Annotated in this window: 16 protein-coding genes; 8 read left to right on the plus strand and 8 right to left on the minus strand. The window is 64.8% G+C overall.

The genetic code is table 11. The annotated features are described in order from the left end of the window. Window positions 1–148 precede the first annotated feature (148 nt). Entirely contained in the window at window positions 149–1,549 is a 1,401-nt protein-coding gene (gene argH, locus LCM4577_RS07985) for an argininosuccinate lyase (RefSeq protein WP_071070645.1), read from the minus strand. Window positions 1,550–1,581: 32 nt separating this feature from the next. Here argH and tlpA point away from each other — a divergent pair, with 32 nt between their 5' ends. Further along, window positions 1,582–2,265 (plus strand): thiol:disulfide interchange protein TlpA, encoded by a 684-nt coding sequence (tlpA, locus tag LCM4577_RS07990; RefSeq protein ID WP_071070647.1) that lies wholly within the window; start codon window positions 1,582–1,584, stop codon window positions 2,263–2,265. Between the two features lie 67 nt (window positions 2,266–2,332). Here tlpA and LCM4577_RS07995 read toward each other — a convergent pair whose 3' ends face one another. Together LCM4577_RS07995 and LCM4577_RS08000 are read right to left on the minus strand one after the other, a co-directional pair. After that, on the minus strand, window positions 2,333–4,804 hold the full coding sequence (locus LCM4577_RS07995; RefSeq protein ID WP_071070649.1) for an EAL domain-containing protein: 2,472 nt from the start codon (window positions 4,802–4,804) through the stop codon (window positions 2,333–2,335). 162 nt (window positions 4,805–4,966) lie between these two features. Further along, window positions 4,967–6,007, minus strand: a complete 1,041-nt coding sequence (locus LCM4577_RS08000; protein ID WP_071033613.1) for an endonuclease/exonuclease/phosphatase family protein — start codon at window positions 6,005–6,007, stop codon at window positions 4,967–4,969. 241 nt (window positions 6,008–6,248) lie between these two features. Between LCM4577_RS08000 and LCM4577_RS08005 the strand changes: the two genes are divergently transcribed. From LCM4577_RS08005 to LCM4577_RS08025, 5 genes are all read left to right on the plus strand, one after another. Beyond that, entirely contained in the window at window positions 6,249–7,601 is a 1,353-nt protein-coding gene (locus LCM4577_RS08005) for an extracellular solute-binding protein (RefSeq protein WP_071070650.1), read from the plus strand. A gap of 165 nt (window positions 7,602–7,766) precedes the next feature. Then, complete coding sequence (locus LCM4577_RS08010; RefSeq protein ID WP_071070652.1) at window positions 7,767–8,651, plus strand: ABC transporter permease subunit; 885 nt, start codon at window positions 7,767–7,769, stop codon at window positions 8,649–8,651. Window positions 8,652–8,659: 8 nt separating this feature from the next. Further along, window positions 8,660–9,574: an ABC transporter permease subunit gene (locus tag LCM4577_RS08015; protein ID WP_071070654.1), complete on the plus strand. Its 915-nt coding sequence runs from the start codon at window positions 8,660–8,662 to the stop codon at window positions 9,572–9,574. A gap of 12 nt (window positions 9,575–9,586) precedes the next feature. Then, window positions 9,587–10,687 (plus strand): sn-glycerol-3-phosphate ABC transporter ATP-binding protein UgpC, encoded by a 1,101-nt coding sequence (ugpC, locus tag LCM4577_RS08020; RefSeq protein ID WP_071070656.1) that lies wholly within the window; start codon window positions 9,587–9,589, stop codon window positions 10,685–10,687. Between the two features lie 45 nt (window positions 10,688–10,732). After that, entirely contained in the window at window positions 10,733–11,530 is a 798-nt protein-coding gene (locus LCM4577_RS08025) for a phosphodiesterase (RefSeq protein ID WP_041000383.1), read from the plus strand. Window position 11,531: 1 nt separating this feature from the next. Here the strand turns inward: LCM4577_RS08025 and LCM4577_RS08030 are convergent, their stop codons facing one another. The 5 genes from LCM4577_RS08030 to LCM4577_RS08050 form a co-directional block, all read right to left on the minus strand. Continuing rightward, window positions 11,532–11,930: a type II toxin-antitoxin system VapC family toxin gene (locus LCM4577_RS08030; RefSeq protein WP_071070658.1), complete on the minus strand. Its 399-nt coding sequence runs from the start codon at window positions 11,928–11,930 to the stop codon at window positions 11,532–11,534. Beyond that, a complete protein-coding gene (locus tag LCM4577_RS08035) occupies window positions 11,927–12,202 on the minus strand; it encodes an AbrB/MazE/SpoVT family DNA-binding domain-containing protein (RefSeq protein ID WP_040989253.1) in 276 nt (91 codons plus the stop codon). The genes LCM4577_RS08030 and LCM4577_RS08035 overlap by 4 nt, the downstream gene beginning before the upstream one ends. Window positions 12,203–12,259: 57 nt before the next feature. Next, window positions 12,260–13,342 carry an ABC transporter ATP-binding protein gene (locus LCM4577_RS08040; protein WP_071070660.1) on the minus strand — a complete coding sequence of 361 codons (1,083 nt, stop codon included), beginning with the start codon at window positions 13,340–13,342 and terminating at the stop codon, window positions 12,260–12,262. Continuing rightward, the gene (locus LCM4577_RS08045; RefSeq protein ID WP_071070712.1) at window positions 13,339–14,913 is read right to left on the minus strand and encodes an iron ABC transporter permease; all 1,575 of its coding nucleotides are present in this window, start codon (window positions 14,911–14,913) and stop codon (window positions 13,339–13,341) included. Before LCM4577_RS08045 ends, LCM4577_RS08040 begins: the two co-directional genes overlap by 4 nt. A 176-nt stretch (window positions 14,914–15,089) precedes the next feature. After that, on the minus strand, window positions 15,090–16,094 hold the full coding sequence (locus LCM4577_RS08050; protein ID WP_071070661.1) for an iron ABC transporter substrate-binding protein: 1,005 nt from the start codon (window positions 16,092–16,094) through the stop codon (window positions 15,090–15,092). A gap of 206 nt (window positions 16,095–16,300) precedes the next feature. On the opposite strand from LCM4577_RS08050, the gene LCM4577_RS08055 reads away from it, so the two are divergent. After that, the gene (locus LCM4577_RS08055) at window positions 16,301–16,837 is read left to right on the plus strand and encodes a sigma-70 family RNA polymerase sigma factor (protein WP_071070663.1); all 537 of its coding nucleotides are present in this window, start codon (window positions 16,301–16,303) and stop codon (window positions 16,835–16,837) included. A gap of 1 nt (window position 16,838) precedes the next feature. Next, window positions 16,839–17,477 carry an NrsF family protein gene (locus LCM4577_RS08060; RefSeq protein WP_041000389.1) on the plus strand — a complete coding sequence of 213 codons (639 nt, stop codon included), beginning with the start codon at window positions 16,839–16,841 and terminating at the stop codon, window positions 17,475–17,477. Window positions 17,478–17,490 lie beyond the last annotated feature (13 nt).

Genomic DNA, 17,490 nt, shown 5'->3' on the forward strand with positions numbered 1-17,490 from the left:
CCCGGAACCGCTGCACACTTCCGGGCGACATGCATTTGTTTTGATGCATGTCGTTGCCCCGGAACCGCCACACACTTCTGGGCGACATGCATTTGTTTTGATGCATGTCGTTCTCCCGGAACCGCTACACACTTCTGGGCGACATGCATCAAGCCTTGGCGAGCCGCTTCTTCCAGTAGCGGATCTGCTTTCGCACTTCCGACGGCGCGGTGCCGCCGAAGCTCACCCGGCTCTTCACCGAATTCTGCACGGCAAGCACCGAGAAGATGCCGTCGGTGATGCCGGAATGGATCGAACGCAGGTCGTCCAGCGAGAGCTTCTCCAGCCCGACCTTCTTTTCCTCGGCGAGCGCCACGGCGCGGCCGGTGACATGATGGGCCTCGCGGAAGGGCAGGCCTAGATTGCGCACCAGCCAGTCGGCAAGGTCGGTCGCGGTGGCGTGACCGGCGCCGGCGGCCTTCTTCATGGCGGCGGCGTTGACGGTCATGTCGCGCACCATGCCGGTCGTCGCCGCCAGCATCAGGTCGAGCGTCTCGGCGGCGTCGAAGACCGCTTCCTTGTCCTCCTGCATGTCCTTGCCATAGGTCAGCGGCATGCCCTTCATCACCGTCAAAAGGCCGACGAGATGGCCGTTGACGCGGCCGGTCTTGCCGCGCACCAGCTCGGCGGCGTCCGGGTTCTTCTTCTGCGGCATGATCGAGGAGCCGGTGGAAAAGGAATCCGAGAGCCGGATAAAGCCGAATTGCGGCGTCGACCAGATGATGATCTCTTCGGCCAGCCTGGAGAGATGCGTCGCGCAGATTGCGGCGAGGCTCAGGAACTCGAGCGCGAAATCGCGGTCAGAGACGCTGTCCAGCGAATTGCGGGTCGGCTCGCGGAAACCCAGCGCCTTCGCCGTCATATGGCGGTCGATGGAAAAGCTGGTGCCGGCAAGGGCCGCCGCGCCCAGCGGGCTTTCATCCATGCGTTCGATGGCGTCGCGGACGCGCGAGAGGTCGCGGCCGAACATCTCGACATAAGCCATGCAGTGGTGGCCGAAGGTCACCGGCTGCGCCGCCTGCATATGGGTGAAGCCGGGCATGACGGTCGCCGCGTGCTCCTCGGCGCGTTCGAGGAACGCGGCGATCAGCTCTTTCAGCGCCTGGGCGAGGCGCTGGCATTCCTGCTTGACCCAGAGCCTCAGATCGACGGCCACCTGGTCGTTGCGCGAGCGCGCGGTGTGCAGCCGTCCGGCCGCCGGGCCGATCAGGTCGGCAAGGCGGGCCTCCACATTCATGTGGATGTCTTCGAGCCTGGTCGAGAATTCGAACGTGCCGGCCTCGATCTCTTTCAGGATCGTGTTCAGCCCGTGAGCGATTTTTTCTTGATCGGCCGCCGAAATAATGCCCGTTTCGGCCAACATCTCGCTATGGGCGATCGATCCGCTTATGTCCTGCGCATAGAGCTTGCGGTCGAAGCCGATCGACGCGTTGATCGCTTCCATGATCGCGGCCGGACCCGAGGCAAAACGTCCGCCCCACATCTGGTTGCTGGCCTTCTTGTCGCTCATCGCTATAACCCGTGCTCCGGAGCAGTTTTGAAATGGCAGACGGCAAGAGATTCTTTTTTCCGGCTACGCGCCTCATCCTTGCCGCCTTGGTGGCGGGCGTGCTGGCCGGCGCGGTGGCGGTATATGTCAGCGAGAGCGGTTCTGGCAACAACGCTCCCGAGAAGGTCGCCGCAACCGCCGACAAGGACGATGCCGCCTGCGCGGCCAAGGCCGGGCGCGCCAAGCAGATCGCCGCCAAGGCCGTCGGCCAGGTCGCGGCGCTGCAGCCGGCCGATCCGCCGCAGTCGCTGAAGAGCCTGGCCTTCAACGGTCCCGACGGCAAGCCGATGACCATCGCCGACCATGCCGGCAAGACGGTGCTGCTCAATCTGTGGGCGACATGGTGCGCGCCGTGCCGCGCCGAGATGCCGGCGCTCGATGCGCTGCAGAAGGAGAAGGGCAGCAACGCCTTCGAGGTGATCGCGGTCAATGTCGACACCGGCGACGATACCAAGCCGAAAAAGTTCCTCAAGGAGATCGGCGTCGAGACGCTCGGCTTCTACCGCGATCCGACGATCGCCCTGTTCAACGAGGCGAAAACGCGCGGCCTGGCGCTGGGGCTTCCGGTCACCATGCTGATCGACGCGGACGGCTGCCTGATCGCGCACATGAACGGCCCGGCCGAGTGGTCGAGCCCCGACGCCAAGCGGCTGGTGGAAGCGGCGCTCGCGCCGTGACCGTGTAGTCTTTTTGCATTGACGCAATTCCGGACGGAAAACCGCTACGCACTTTTCCTGGAATTGTTTAGGCTGAACGCGCGGCCGCGGCCGGCTGCAGCATCAGGATGCTGCCACTGCGGACGTTTTCGACCTTGGCGGTTGCCTCGACGACGACGTCTTCCATGATGCTGTCATCTGCCGCCCGAACACCCGTCAGCTCACCGAACGCCTCGATCGGGCCGGGCCTGCCCAGAAAATATCCCTGACCGATGTCGCAATCCTCGGCGTCGAGGAAGCGCAGTTCGTCCAGCGTCTCGACGCCTTCGGCCAGAACCGGCAGGCCGAGGCCGCGTCCGAGGCCAAGCACGGCGCGCACGATGGTCGCGACCTGGCCGTTGCGGTCGACCGACTTGATGAAGGAGCCGTCGATCTTGATCTTGTCGAAGGGGAAGGCGCGCAGGTTGGACAGCGAGGAATAGCCGGTTCCGAAATCGTCCATCGCCACGCGCACGCCGAGCGCCTTGATCTGACGCAAGGTGGCCAGCGCGCGCGGCATGTCCTTCACCAGCGCCGTCTCGGTGATCTCGAGCTCGAGCCTGCCCGCCATCAGGCCGGTACGCAGCAGCACCTCATGCACCTTGCGACTGAAATCGGGATTGTGGAGCTGCACCGCCGAGACGTTGACGGCAATCGTCAGCGGGTTCTTCCACGTCGCAGCCTCCTTGCAGGCGGTCGCCAGCACCCACTCGCCGATCTGGGCGATCGAACCGCTGTCCTCGGCCACGGGGATGAACACCGAAGGCGAAACCTCGCCGCGTTCGGGATGCTGCCAGCGCAGCAAGGCTTCGAAGCCGACCATCCTGCCGCTGCTGATTTCCTTCTGCGGCTGGTAGACGAGCCGGAATTCGCCGCGCGCCACGGCCTGGCGCAGATCCTGCTCCAGGCTGCGCCGGTCGCGTGCCTCGGCGCCCATCGAGGCCTCGAAATAGCGGAAAGTATCCTTGCCTTCGGCCTTGGCGCGATAGAGCGCAGTGTCGGCATGGCTGACCAGCGCCGCCTGCTCGTCGGCGTCGAGCGGATAGAGCGCGATGCCGATGCTGGCCGACACCATGCCGCCGGGCGACAGCCGGTTTTCCTGGCGCAGCGCCGAAAGCACGGCTTCGGCGATGCGGCCGGCCGCCTGCGGATCGGGAAGGTTAGGGGCGATGATGGCGAATTCGTCGCCGCCGAGCCGGGCCAGCATCTGGCCGTGGCGCAGCACGCTGGAGGCGCAGTGCGCCACCTTCTGCAGCACGGCGTCGCCGGCGGCGTGACCGAACAGGTCGTTCACTTCCTTGAACCTGTCGAGGTCGAGCAGCATGAGCGCCAGCTGGCCGCCTTTGCCGCCTTCAGCTGACGCGGCGATCTCGGCTTCCAGGCGGCTGGTGAAGCTGCGGCGATTGGCCAGTCCGGTGAGCGGGTCGTAATGCGCAAGCCGCATGATCTCCTGCTCGGCCTTCCTGCGTTCGCGTATGTCGCGCACGGCCACGACCAGATGCCCCTTGCCGCAATAGTCGATGCTCCTGGCGATCAGCTCCACCGGCATCCGGCTATCGTCCTGACTGCGGAGGTCGGCTTCCTGCGCCTGTCCGTTACCGGCGGCGATAGCCGACGCAATCCGCTCGCCGAACAGGTCGCCCAGCGTCATCGTGTTCAGCGTGCCGGCGGCGATGCCGCTCAGCGCAGCGATGCTGTCATTGGCGCTGACGATGCGGTTGCCGTCGCAGACGATGAGGCCTTCGACAGCGGCATTGGCGAGGCCATGCATGCGTTCCGCCTCGACCCTGTGACGGCGGAAGCGCAGATCGATCCATAGCGCCGTGGCCGCCAGCACCAGGATGACGAGGCTTGCCGTGGCGGCGGCGAAGGCCTGCGACATCGGCGCTATCGTGAATTTCGAGATCTCGATCGATGAATCCGGATAGATCGATACGGCGGCCATGGCGATGAAATGCAGCGTGCAGATCGCCAGCGTCAGCAGGACGGCGCCGAAGACCGTCGCCAGGGTCGATGGCCGGCGAAGCACGACAAGCAGCGAGAGCGCGGCAAGCACTACGCCCGAAACCAGCGAGGCGGCGACCAGCAGCTGGTTCCAGCCGATCCGGCCTTCGACCTCGAAAGCCGCCATGCCGGTATAGTGCATCGCCGCGATGCCGATGCCGAGCACGGCGCCACCGACGAGATAGTGGTCGATGCCGCCGCGCACGGTCGCAATCCACATGCCGGCGGCCGTCAGCAGAACGGAAACCGCCAGCGAAGCGACCGAGAGCTCCGCGTTGTAGGCGTTGGGTATCCCCGGCGTGAAGGCGATCATGGCGATGAAATGCGTCGCCCAGATGCCGAACCCGGTCGAGGCTGCCGCAATCAGCAGCCACGCATAACGGTTCCGGCTGGTGGATTGCACGACATGGCGGAGCAGATTGACAGCGGCGAAACAGGAAATTCCACAAATGAGCGCCGCGAGCGCGACCAGTCTGAGATCGTGCTCGTTCACGATACAATTATAGACGGTCAGCATCTTCCTTCACCTGATCTTCCCGCATCAATCAAGGCAACGGGATTGATTAGGGCCGGACGCCTGAAGAATCGATTATGCCGCCCGCAACCAATGCGTGCGTCCCAGGTTGTACCTCCGGACGGATAGAGCGGCTCGCTCCGTGCTGCATCCGTCCGAACGCCGTCACCTCACCCGCACCGTCACCACCAGCGCCTCGTGGTCGGCGCTCGGGCTGCCGTCCGGCAGCACCGCCGGCAGCGTCGCCGGCGCGCTTGCCGAAAGGCCGCGGATAAAGAACCAGTCGATGTGGCCGGCAGGTGTGGCGTCGCCTGCCACGCGCCGCTGGGTCGGCTTGTCGAACGCGTTGGCATCGCGCCAGTCGTAGCCGCGTTCAGCCATGATCGCGAAGAGGGGCTCGTGGCGATCGGGGCACATCAGCCGGTCGGGTTCGGCGGCAATGCGGGCCCGCCATGCGGCCGGATCGGCGTGACGCTCTTCATAGGTGGCGGTCAGCGTGTTGAAATCGCCGCCGATCAGCACCGGCGCTTCCGCATCATATCTGTCGATGGCATCGAGCAGATGGCGCGTCTGGTCGGCGCGGCCGGCGGGATTGGTGCGGTTCTCGAGATGCACCGAAACGACGGTGACCCGGCGCTCGCCGACCATCACCTGGCCGCCGAGCGCCATGCGGCCGCCGACGCGCGGCTGGCCGTGCTCCGGCAGGAACCAGGCGCCGGCCGCGTCCAGGCGAACGAGAAACGGCCGCAGCAGCGGGACGGCGCTGGTTATGGCGTTGCCGTGGAAGCCCTCGATGTTCTCGGCGCCGCCATTTGCCGCCTGCTCGGCCTCATTGCCGGTGCCGAGTTCCAGGAACTCGACGCCATAGGCATAGGAATGGCCCAGACGATCGGCAAGCCGGCTCAAAAGATGGCCGTTGCCGGAGCGCGCCATGCCTTTGTCGACTTCGGACAGCAGCACGACGTGCGGCGCCTGGCCGGCGATCGTTGCGGCGACGGCATCGACGTGACGCAGCCGCTCGACGTTCCAGGCCATCACCGTCAGGCTCTCGCCGGCGCTCCCGCGCGACGCCTGGCCGCCGATCTCGATCTCGCCGAGGGCCGGAACGGCGGCGGCGTGGCGCAGATGGGTGGCGCTGTCGCGCGGGCCGTCCCGCATCGCGTTGCGGGCGGTGACGGGCACGTGCGTGAGCTGCGGGACCAGCATGTCTCTTCTCATCCAGTTAGCCAGTTAACGACGTAGGTCTTTTCGCCGCTTCGAGGCGCCCTAGCTTCCTAGAGCGCCGATGTGACGTTTTCATGCCGGCGCGGCCGCTGCCAGGGGAGGAGAGACTGGCTGTCCACAGGGCCTTCGGGCCCACAACAGAACTGTCACATACCTTCTCTATGAGAGCGGGCAAGGACTTGCGCAAAAACCCTTGTCACACTGCCACTCAAGAGGGAAAACCATGACGATCATCAAGCGGGGCTTCACTGCCCTTGCCGCCGGCGCGCTCAGCACCGCGCTCGCGGTTCCTGCTTTCGCGGAGCCGGTCAAATTCGATTTCTGGTTCGGTCTTTCGGGCGATCTCGCCCGCGTCGTCGACACGCTGTGCAAGAACTTCAACGATTCCCAGAAGGACTACGAGGTCGTCTGCACCAGCCAAGGCAATTACGACGCCACGCTGCAGAACACGATCGCCGCCTTCCGCGCCGGCAAGCAGCCCACCGTCGTCCAGGTCTATGACGTGGGCACCGCCACCATGATGTTGTCGGGCGCCTACAAGCCCGCCGACAAGCTGATGGAGGAGAACGGCTACAAGATCGACTACAGCGACTATTTCCCCGGCATCGCCCGCTACTACGCGACGTCGAAGGGCGAGATGCTGTCCTTCCCGTTCAACTCGTCGACGGCGCTGATGTACTGGAACAAGGACGCCTTCGCCAAGATCGGCAAGACCGAGGCGCCGAAGACCTGGGAAGATGTCGGCGCCGACCTGAAGGCACTGAAGGACGCCGGCTATGATTGCCCGATGGCGATCAACATCTCGGCCAACGAGAGCTGGCAGCTGATGGAGCAGTTCTCGGCGCTGCACAACCAGCCGGTCGCCACCAAGAACAACGGCTATGACGGTCTCGACGCGCGTCTGGAAGTCAACAAGACCAAGTTCGTCCAATACGTCACCGACTTGAAGAAGTGGTATGACGCGGGCCTGATCAAGATCAAGTCGAAGGATCTCGGTCAGGACATGGTACAGGCCTTCGCGACCGGCACCTGCCAGGTCATCCTGACCTCTGTCGGCGATCACGGCACGGTCGGCCGCACCCAGAAGGAAGGCATGAACTGGGACGTCGCCGAGCTGCCGGTCTATGCCGGCACCGAGCGCAAGAACTCGCTGGTCGGCGGCGCTTCGCTGTGGGTGCTGTCGGGCAAGTCGGACGCCGAATACAAGGGCGCGGCCGCGTTCCTCAACTTCATCCACGACCCCAAGACCGCTTTGTTCTGGTCGACCAACACCGGCTATATCCCGGTGACGAAGTCGGGCTTCGATTTCATGAAGTCCAACGGCTTCTACGACAAGGCGCCTTATAAGGGCCGTGAAGTGGCGATCGAGAGCCTGACCGCGTCGGAGCCGACCGAGATCACCCGTGGTGTGCGCCTCGGCAACTTCACCCAGATCCGCGCCGAATTCGGCACGCAGATGCAGGCGATCTTCGCCAACAAGGTCAGCGTGCAGGAAGGCCTCGACACGCTGGTCAAGAACGGCGACGCCATCCTAGAGCGCTTCCAGCAGACCTATCCGGGTAAGACCCTGCCCTGATCCCGGATAGCGGAACGGCCGCCCGTCGAACCTCGACGGGCGGCCATTTCATATGGTTTTGATTCCACGCATGTCTTTGTCCCGAAACCGGTTCCCACTTTCGGGAGACATGCTCTAATCTGTCCCGCGAAGGCGGGCTGATGGTTCCACTGCATCGGCGGATCGATGGAAAAACGCGTCACTTTCGGCAGATGGACGATCGGCATCCTGTTCGCGGTGCCGCAACTGTTCCTGATCTTCACCCTCTTCTACTGGCCGGCCGGCCAGGCGGTCTACTGGTCGCTGACGCTGCAGCAGCCCTGGGGCGGCGGCAACATCTGGGTCGGGCTCGACAATTTCCGTTCGATCCTCGCCAACGCCGACTACTGGAACTCCATCACCGCCAGCATGATCTTCGCCGGCATCAGCACGGGCCTGGCGATGGTCATCGCGCTGGTGCTCGCCGCCCTAACCGACCGGCAGCTTGCCGGCTCATGGCTCTACCGCGTCGTTCTGATCTGGCCCTACGGCATCGCCGCGCCGGCTCTGGCGCTGGCGTTTCGCTTCATCCTGGCGCCGGAGGCCGGCTTCATGGCTGTCGTCAACAAATTCTGGCCGGGCCTCTGGGATCCCGGCCTCGACGGCGCCGACGCGATGGCCTCGATCATCATCGCCTTTTCCTGGAAATATGTCGGCTATAATTTCATCTTCTTCCTCGCCGCCTTCCAGGCGATCCCGCGTTCGCTGATCGAGGCGGCTGCGATGGATGGCTCCGGCGTCATCCGGCGCTTCTGGGACATCCAGTTCCCGCTGATCACGCCGACCATTTTTTTCCTGCTGGTCATCAACATCACCGAGAGCTTTCAGGATTCCTTCGGCATCGTCGACATCATGACCGCCGGCGGACCGGCCAACGCCACCAATCTGATGGTCTACAAGATCTATTCCGACGGCTTCAAAGGCCTGGATTACTCAGGGGCCGCCGCGCAGAGCATCATCCTGATGCTGCTCATCGTCGCGCTTACCATCGTCCAGTTCCGCTTCATCGAGCGGCGCGTGCATTATCGTTGAGGCGGGCCATGGTCGAGCGCACCCCGATCCTCAATTTCTTCACGCATCTCATCCTGTTCGCCGGCTTCGTGTTCTGCGTGGCGCCGTTCGTCATTGTGGCGATCGCCGCCTCGCACAATCTGAAGGACGTCAACGACGTGCCGATGTCGCTGCTGCCGGGCAGCGATTTCTGGGTCAACATCAAGACGGCGTGGACGACCGCCGATCTCGGCCCGAAGCTCTTCAACTCCTTCATCATGGCATTCGGCGTTGCCGCCGGCAAAGTGATCATCTCGGCGCTGACGGCCTTCTCGATCGTCTATTTCCGCTATCCTGGCCGCATGCTGATCTTCTGGCTGATCTTCATCACGCTGATGTTGCCGCTCGAAGTGCGCATCGTGCCGACCTATGCGGTGGTCGCCAATGTGCTCGAGCCTTACCAGACGATCATGGACCTGACAGGGCTGTCCTGGCTGATCGAGAAGGTTTCCGGCGTTCAGGTCCAGCTCAGCCTCGGGCTGCTCAATTCCTATAGCGGCCTGATCCTGCCGCTGATCGCGACCGCCACCGGCACCTTCCTCTACCGCCAGTTCTTCCTGACCGTGCCGGACGAATTGACCGAGGCCGCGCGCATGGACGGCGCCGGCGCGTTGCGCTTCTTCGTCGATATCCTGTTGCCGCTGTCGCGCAACAACATGGCGGCACTGGGCACCATCATGTTCCTGTGGGCCTGGAACCAGTATCTGTGGCCGCTGCTTATCACCACCGATCAGTCGCATGCGATGGCGGTGACCGAGCTGAAGCAGCTCATCCCCAATGTCGGCGGCGCGCCGGAATGGCATATCGCCATGGCCGGCACGCTTATCATCATGCTGCCGCCGCTCTTCGTGGTGGTCTTGATGCAGCGCTGGTTCGTGCGCGGCCTGATCGCCACCGAAAAATAAGGGAGACGGAAAATGGCCTCCATCACTATTCGCGGCGTCAAGAAGAACTACGTCAAGACGCAGGTCGTGCACGGCGTCGACCTCGACTTCGCCTCGGGCGAATTCGTCGTCATCCTGGGGCCGTCGGGCTGCGGCAAGTCCACGCTGCTCAGGATGATCGCCGGGCTGGAAGAGATTTCCGACGGCACGATCGCGATCGACAACACGGTCGTCAACAAGCTCGAACCGCGCGAGCGCGGCTGCGCCATGGTGTTCCAGAACTATGCGCTTTACCCGCATATGAGCGTGGCGCAGAACATCGGCTATTCGCTGAAGGTGGCAGGCGTTCCGTCGGCCGAACGCGCCCAGCGCATCCAGGCGGTGGCGCGCGTCCTGGAGCTGGAGCACCTGCTCGACCGCAAGCCGATGGCGCTCTCCGGCGGCCAGCGCCAGCGCGTCGCCATGGGCCGCGCCATGATCCGCGAGCCGAAAGTGTTCCTTTTCGACGAACCGCTCTCCAACCTCGACGCCAAGCTGCGCGTGCAGATGCGCTCCGAGATCCGCAAGCTGCACCGGCGTCTCAGCGCCACCTCGGTCTTCGTCACGCATGACCAGGTCGAGGCGATGACGCTGGCCGACCGGCTGGTGGTGATGAATGGCGGCCGCGTCGAGCAGGTCGGCACGCCGGCGGAAGTCTACAGCCGGCCGGCAAGCCGCTTCGTCGCCACCTTCGTCGGCGCGCCGGCGATGAACATGCTGGAAGGCACCGTCACGCTCGATGGGCTGTCGCTGCTCGGCGACAGCCGCAAGCTCAACGTGTCGCGCACGGGCCTGCCCGTCGGCGCGAAAGTCGCGGTCGGCATCCGGCCGGAGGCGGTGCGCATGGTGGCGCCGGGCACGCCCGGAGCGCTGGCGGCGAGCGTCGACCTCATCGAGGAATTGGGCGCCGGCCGGGTCATCTATGTCGATCTCGACGGCGCGCCGTTCTCTATCGTGACGTCGGAGACCGTCCATCCCGAACCGGGCAGCACGGTCGGCCTGCAGTTCGCAGAGGCGGACCTGCATTTCTTCTCCTCGGAGACAGGCGGCAGGCTCGACGTGTTCAAGGCCTCGCTGCCGGAGCCGGCGCTGTAGGCGATCCTTCCCGCGATTTCGAAAGAACTGATTGAGGGTTCACGCATGAAAATAATCCAGGTCACCGACGTCCATCTCGGTCGTCGGCGCGAGATGCGCTATGGCGCAAATCTGAATGAGCGTCTCGATCGATGCATCGATCATATCAATCAACGTCACGGCGATGCGACGCTCTGCATCTTCACGGGCGACCTGACCGATGACGGAGAGGCCGAGAGCTATGCCGACCTGAAGGCGGCGCTGAGCCGACTCACAGTGCCCTACCGGCTGCTGCCCGGAAACCACGACCGGCGCGCCAACCTCATCGCCGCCTTCCCGGAAAACGGAACCGACAGCAACGGCTTCGCGCAGTCGGTTTTCGATACGCCGGAAGGGCGGCTTGTTTTCCTCGACAGCCTGGCGGAAGGCCGCGTGACGGGCGAGTTGTGCGACAGCCGGCTTGGCTGGCTCGACGCACGGCTTGGCGAGGCGGCGGGCAAGGCGGCTTATATTTTCCTGCATCATCCGCCGGTTGAGCTCGGGCTGACGCTGCTCGACCCGCTCGGCCTCGAACAGCCGCAGCGGCTCATCGATGTGCTGACCCGCCATGGCAATGTCCGCTACATCTTCTTCGGTCATGTCCACCGCGACATCGCCGGCACCGTCGCCGGCATTCCGTTCTCGGTGCAGCGCGGCCTGCATGCCCGCTTCATGCTCGACCTCGTCGGCGACGAAATGGTCGAACAGGCGCCGCCCGCCTATTCGATCATCCTGATCGACGGCGCCCGCGTCGTCATCCACAGCCACGATTTCCTGGAGCAATGGCCGCTCTGGTCACCGGCGACGGGGCAGCGGGTGCGGTAGATCACCCGAGCAGCAGTGTCGGCGTTCCCTGTCCCTCGACCAGCTTTACCGCTTTCCTGTCGAAGGACACGAAGGTTTCGCCACCGAGCCACTGACCGTCGAACGCGATCACGCCATCGGCGAAATCGCCACCGGCGTCGAGCACGGCCAGGCCCGCCTCGATCGTCGGTCGGTTGGCTACGACGTTGCGCATGTCGAGGATGCGGCGGATCGAGGCGGATATATCGGGCCGTGCGACCCGGTAACTTCTGTCCAGCACCCAGACAAACTCGCAGAGCGCTTGAACGCTGATCGCGACCAGTTCGGCTTCTTCCAGGGTCGCGGCTGCTGTCCGCTGCTGCGCTTCGTCGTCGCCGATGACAAGGCGCAACAGCACGTTGGTGTCGAGGCTGACCTTCACTTGCGCTCGAGTCCACGCATCCCGCTCGAAGCGCCGGCGTCGGCGATCGCATCGTTGATCTCCTCGATCGACAGCCGTGCGCCGTTCGTCTTGCCCTTGAGCATCCCGCTCAGCTCCTGCCAGGAGCCCTTGCCCTGATCGGCTTTCAGTTCCGCCCGTCCACCGGGCAGAAGATCGAGCCGGATCTTGTCGCCGGGCTGGATGCCGAGGTGCTTGAGCACGTCCTTCCGGAAGGTGACCTGGCCCCTCGCGGTAACCGTCAATGTCGTCATGATGTGCCTCCGAGTTTCCAAAAATAATGCAAAATTGCATTATTTTCAAGTTAGAGGCTAAACGAACACATGCGCCTTGCCGGTGACGGTGAGGCGCACGATCTCGCCGACAGCCGGGGCGTCCATGCCTGTCCTGCGCAGGATGAGCGGCGCGTTGCCGATGGCCGCCGCATCGGGCGGATCCGGGCTGTTGAGCAGCCGCACCGCGACGGTGCAGACCGAGCCGGCGAACTCGCAGTCCGTCACTTCGCCGAACAGCATGTCCGGCGTGCCCGACATGCCTTCGCGCGAGGTGAGCTTGAGCAGGATTTGCTCGGGCCTGAGCATGATGCGCGCGACATCGCGCCGTTCGTTCGTGTCGACCGCGATGCGGCCGAGCCGTGACACGGCGAAGCCGTCGGCGATCCTGGCGGGCACGATGATGGCGTCGCCGAGGAACTCGGCGACCATCCTGTCCCGCGGCTTAAAATAGAGCTCGCGCGGCGTGCCGACCTGCGAGAACAGGCCGTCGCGCATCACCGCCACCTGGCTGGCGAAGGACAGCGCCTCGGCCTGGTCGTGCGTGACCAGGATGGTGGTGATGCCCGCCTCCTCCAGAAGCTCGGCCACCGCCTTGCGCATCGAGGCGCGAAGCCCGGTGTCGAGGGCCGAGAACGGCTCGTCGAGCAGCATCAGCCTCGGCTTCATCGCCATGGCGCGGGCAAGCGCGACGCGCTGCTGCTGGCCGCCGGAAAGCTCATGCGGCCGACGTTTCAGGACCGCCTTGTCCAATCCGACGATGTAGGCGAGCTCGACGATATGTTCGGCCCGGTTGCCGGCATTCCGCGCGATGCCGAAACCGATATTGTCGGCGATGCTGAGATGCGGGAAGAGGGCGCCATCCTGGGCGACCACGCCGATGCCGCGGCGATGCGCCGGCACGGCGGCGCCGCCATTGGCCAGCACCTTGCCGTCGAGCGCGATGCGGCCGCGGTCCGGCGCCTCGAAGCCGGCGATCAGCCTGAGCAAGGTGGTCTTGCCGCAGCCGGACGGGCCGACGATGGCTGTGCGGCTGCCGCTTTCGACTTTCAGGTCGACGCCGGCGAGCGCCGTCACCGGGCCGTAGCTTTTCGCGACGCCGCTGAGTTCGAGGAAGCTCATCGTCCGGCCATCCGCTTCGACTGGATGTAGAGCCACCAGGTCATCGGCAGCGACATCGCCACCATGATCAGCGCGTAAGGGGCAGCGGAGGCGTAGTCGATCTCGCCGCTATAGGACCAGAAAGCCATCGCCAGCGTGCGGGTGCCGTTGGGCGCCAGCATCTGGGTGGCGGTGAGCTCGTTGGTGATGCCGAGCGCCACCATGGCCATGCCGGCCGCGGCGCCCGGCGCCGACAGACGGACGGTGGTCGACCACAACGCCTTGACCGGCGGCCGGCCGAGGCTGGAGGCGGCGCGCTCCAGTTCCACCGGCGCCTGCGCGATCGAGGCGCGCAGGCTTATCAGCGCGCGCGGCAGGAACATCAGCGCGTAACCGAACAGGATGGTGAACAGTGTCTGGTAGAGCGGCAGCGCGACGCGCACGGTGATGGTCACCAGCGCCAGCGCGATGACCACGCCCGGCAAGGCGCCGACGATGTAATTGCAGCTCTCGAGCAGGCGTTGCAGCCGCCCCGGGGCGCGGATCGAGATCCAGGCCATCGGCATGGCGGCAATCGTTGCAAGCACCGCGCCGGCGATGGCAAGGAACAGCGTCTGGCCGAGCGCCAGGCCGATCTCGTCCCACCGCCAGACGTCGGTGCCGCCAGCGAGCAGCCAGCGGCCTATGGTGACGAAGGGCACACCGAGCGACAGCAGCGCGACGCCGGCGGGCAAAAGCAGGCATGGCAAGGTGGCGCGGCCGAGGCGAGCGCGTTGTTGCTTGCGCGCGGCGCCGGAACCGACGCGGGCATAGCGCTCCTCGCCGCGTATCATCACTTCGAGGACGAGCAGGAAAAGGCAGCAGACCACCAGCACGGCGGCCAGCATGTTGGCGGCCGGACCGTTGAAGGTCGACTGGAATTGGTCGACGATCGCGGTGGTGAACGTGTCGAAACGGATGAAGACATAGAGACCGTACTCGGCCAAGAGATGCAGGCCGACCAGCAACGAGCCGCCGCAGATGGCGAGCCTCAGTTGCGGCAGCACGACGCGCGCGAAAACCCGCCACGGGCCAAGACCGAGTGCCGCCGCGGCATCCTCCAGCGCCGGGTCGAGGCGGCGCAACGCGGCGGCGATCGGCAGATAGAGGAACGGGAAATAGGCGATGACGGAGACCAGCACGCCGGCCCAGAGCCCGTGCAGGCCCGGAACGAAGCTGATCCAGGCATAGGAGTGCACGAAAGCGGGGATGGCGAGCGGCGCGACCGACAGCCACGACCAAAGCCGATTGCCCGGCAGGTCGCTGCGCTCGGTCAGCCAGGCCAGCGCCACCGACAGCGCGATGGCGATCGGCACGGTGACGATGACGAGGAGTCCGGTGTTGACCAGCAGTTCGCCGACGCGCGGACGGAAGATCAGCGCCACCACCGTATCCAAGCCGGTCTGGATCGCGATCCAGACGATGAAGGCGAGTGGCAACAGCGCGATGAGCGAGATCAGAGCCGCGGCGAGCGTGATCCATGACATGGACCGGCGCTTCTTCATCGCGCCCACCGGCAACCTTGCCGGGGTCATGTCGATCGCCGACTGCATCAGGCGCGCTGCCATGTCGCCGGCGCCGCATGGCGGAAGCGATCTGATACGCCGCGCAAGCGGCTCGAGGCGCAGCCGATCRTCATTCGACGAAGCGATCTCCAAACAAAAACGCTCCCGCGGAAGGCGAATTGCCGCGGGAGCACGGTCGTTCGCCCTTTTAGGACGAACGCGAACTAAAGCAAGCCGGCTTGCGTCATCAGGTCGATGACCTTCTTGGAATTCAGCGTCGCCGGATCGACTTTCGGCGCCTGCAGATCGGCCAGCGGCACCAGCTTCGGGTTGGACTGGGCATCCTTGCCGACCGCATATTCATACGAGGTCCCGGTCTTCAGCACGTCCTGGCCGCCCTTGCCGGTCACCCACTTCAGGAAGGCCTGGGCTTCCTTGGGATGCTTGCTCGATGCCAGCACGCCGCCGCCCGAAACCGAAACGAACGCGCCCGGATCCTGGTTCTTGAAATAGTGCAGGCCGACATTCTTGCTGTTCTCGCCGGTCTTGGCCTGATCGCCGAACCAATAATAGTGGTAGATCACGCCGCCATCGATCTCGCCGGCATTGACCGCCTTCATCACCGTCGAGTTGCCCTTGTAGGCTGTGAAGTTCTCCTTCATCGCCTTCAGCCAGCCGGCGGTGGCAGCCTCGCCCTTGATCTGCAGCAGCGCGCTGACGATGGCCTGGAAATCGGCGCCCGACGGCGATGCGGCCCAGCGGCCTTTCCAGCTCGGATCGGCGAGATCGAGCAGCGACTTCGGCAACTGGTCTTCCTTGAGCTTGTCCTTGTTATAGGCGAAGACGGTGCTGCGGGCGGCGACGCCGACCCACTTCCCGCTCGAGGGCTGGTATTCCTGCGGAACCTGGGCGAGGGTCTCGGCGTCGACCGGCGCGAACAGGCCCGCAGCCTCGACCAGCGCCATGGCCGGAGAATTCTCCGTCAAGAAGACGTCGGCCGGCGAGGCCGCGCCCTCGGCGACGATCTGGTTGGAGAAATCGCTGTCGCCGCCGTTGCGCAGCGTGACCTTGATGCCGGTTTCCTTGGTGAAGCCTTTCGCCCATTCCTTGGCCAGGCTCTCATGCTGGGCATTGTAGACGACGATGCCTTGATCCTCGGCCATGGCCGGGCCGGCGATCAGGCCGAGCGCCAGCACGGCGCCGGCAAGCGTGGAAAGGGCAATTTTCATGGGCATCGTCCTTAAAACTGGAGACAGGGGTTCGAACATGGCTGCTCCTATCAATACCTGATTGTTGTAGTCAACATTGTGACCCTGCTTCAATCGGTCGCCGCGCCGCAAACTTTCGTGATTTTGCGGCAGTTTGGCTTGGACATTATTTCGCCGGCCACGTAACAAACCAGGGCCGAAGCACGAAAATCGGGGGAGTGGACTCTGTGACCGGCAAGGACGAGGCCGAGCTCTCCGGGCTGTTCAGGGCTGCGATCGCGGGCGATGAAAGGGCGTATGYCGACTTTCTGCACCGGATTGCCGCTCTCGTTCGCGGCTTTGTCCGGCGCAAGATCGTACAGGGCGGGGTCGACCCCGAGGATGTCGTGCAGGAAACCTTGCTGGCAATTCACGTCAAACGGCATACTTGGCGCGAGGATGCGCCGGTCTTGCCGTGGGTCTACGCAATTGCCCGCTTCAAGCTGATCGACGCTTTCCGCCGGCGCGGACGGCGTATCGAGGTCGAGATCGATGAGATCGCCGAAACCTTCGCGGAACCGGAGGCGGAAACGGTGAGCGAGCGCGACATCAACCGGGCGCTCGACGGGCTGCCGCCGGCGCAGCGCTCGGTGGTGTCGTCGATCTCGGTCGACGGCCATTCGATCGGCGAGACGGCGAGCAAGCTCGGGATCAGCGAGACGGCGGTGCGCGTCTCGCTGCATCGCGGTCTCGCCGCGATCGCCAAACGGTTTGGACGACAGTGACATGAGGACAGAGGATCTCATCAAGGCGCTCGACGCCGATGCCCGGGACAAGGCGATGCCGCTCGGCAAGGCCTGGTGGCTGGCGGTCGGCGTGGCCGTAGCGATCGCCGCGGTGGTCTTCTTTGCGACCATCGGGCCGCGCCCCGACATCATGCCCGCCATGCATACGATGCGCTTCATGTCGAAATTCGTGTTTACGCTGGTGCTCGCGGCCAGCGCTTTCGCGCTGATTCGCGCGCTGTCGGTGCCGGGCGCTTCGACCGGGCGGAGGATGGCCTGGATGCTCGCCGCGCCGCTTCTGGTCGTGCTGGCTGTGGTTCTGGAGCTCTTCGTCGTGCCCGAGGCCGATTGGGGCAAGCGGCTTATCGGCTCCAACATGATGATCTGCATGAGCTTCATCCCGCTGATCGGCATCGGTCCGCTGGCGGTTTTCCTCGGCATGCTGCGCTACGGCGCGCCGACGCGGCCGGTGCTGGCGGGCGCGGTGGCCGGCCTGCTCGCGGGCGGGCTCGCGGCAACCTTCTATGCCGCGCATTGCTTCGACGATTCGCCGCTCTTCGTCGCCACCTGGTATACGGTCGCCATCGCTTTCCTCACGCTGCTCGGCGCCATTGGCGGCCGGCTCTTCGTGCGCTGGTAGCCGCCGCACCCTG

The organism is Mesorhizobium sp. LCM 4577, assembly GCF_001854795.2.
Taxonomy (GTDB): domain Bacteria; phylum Pseudomonadota; class Alphaproteobacteria; order Rhizobiales; family Rhizobiaceae; genus Mesorhizobium; species Mesorhizobium plurifarium.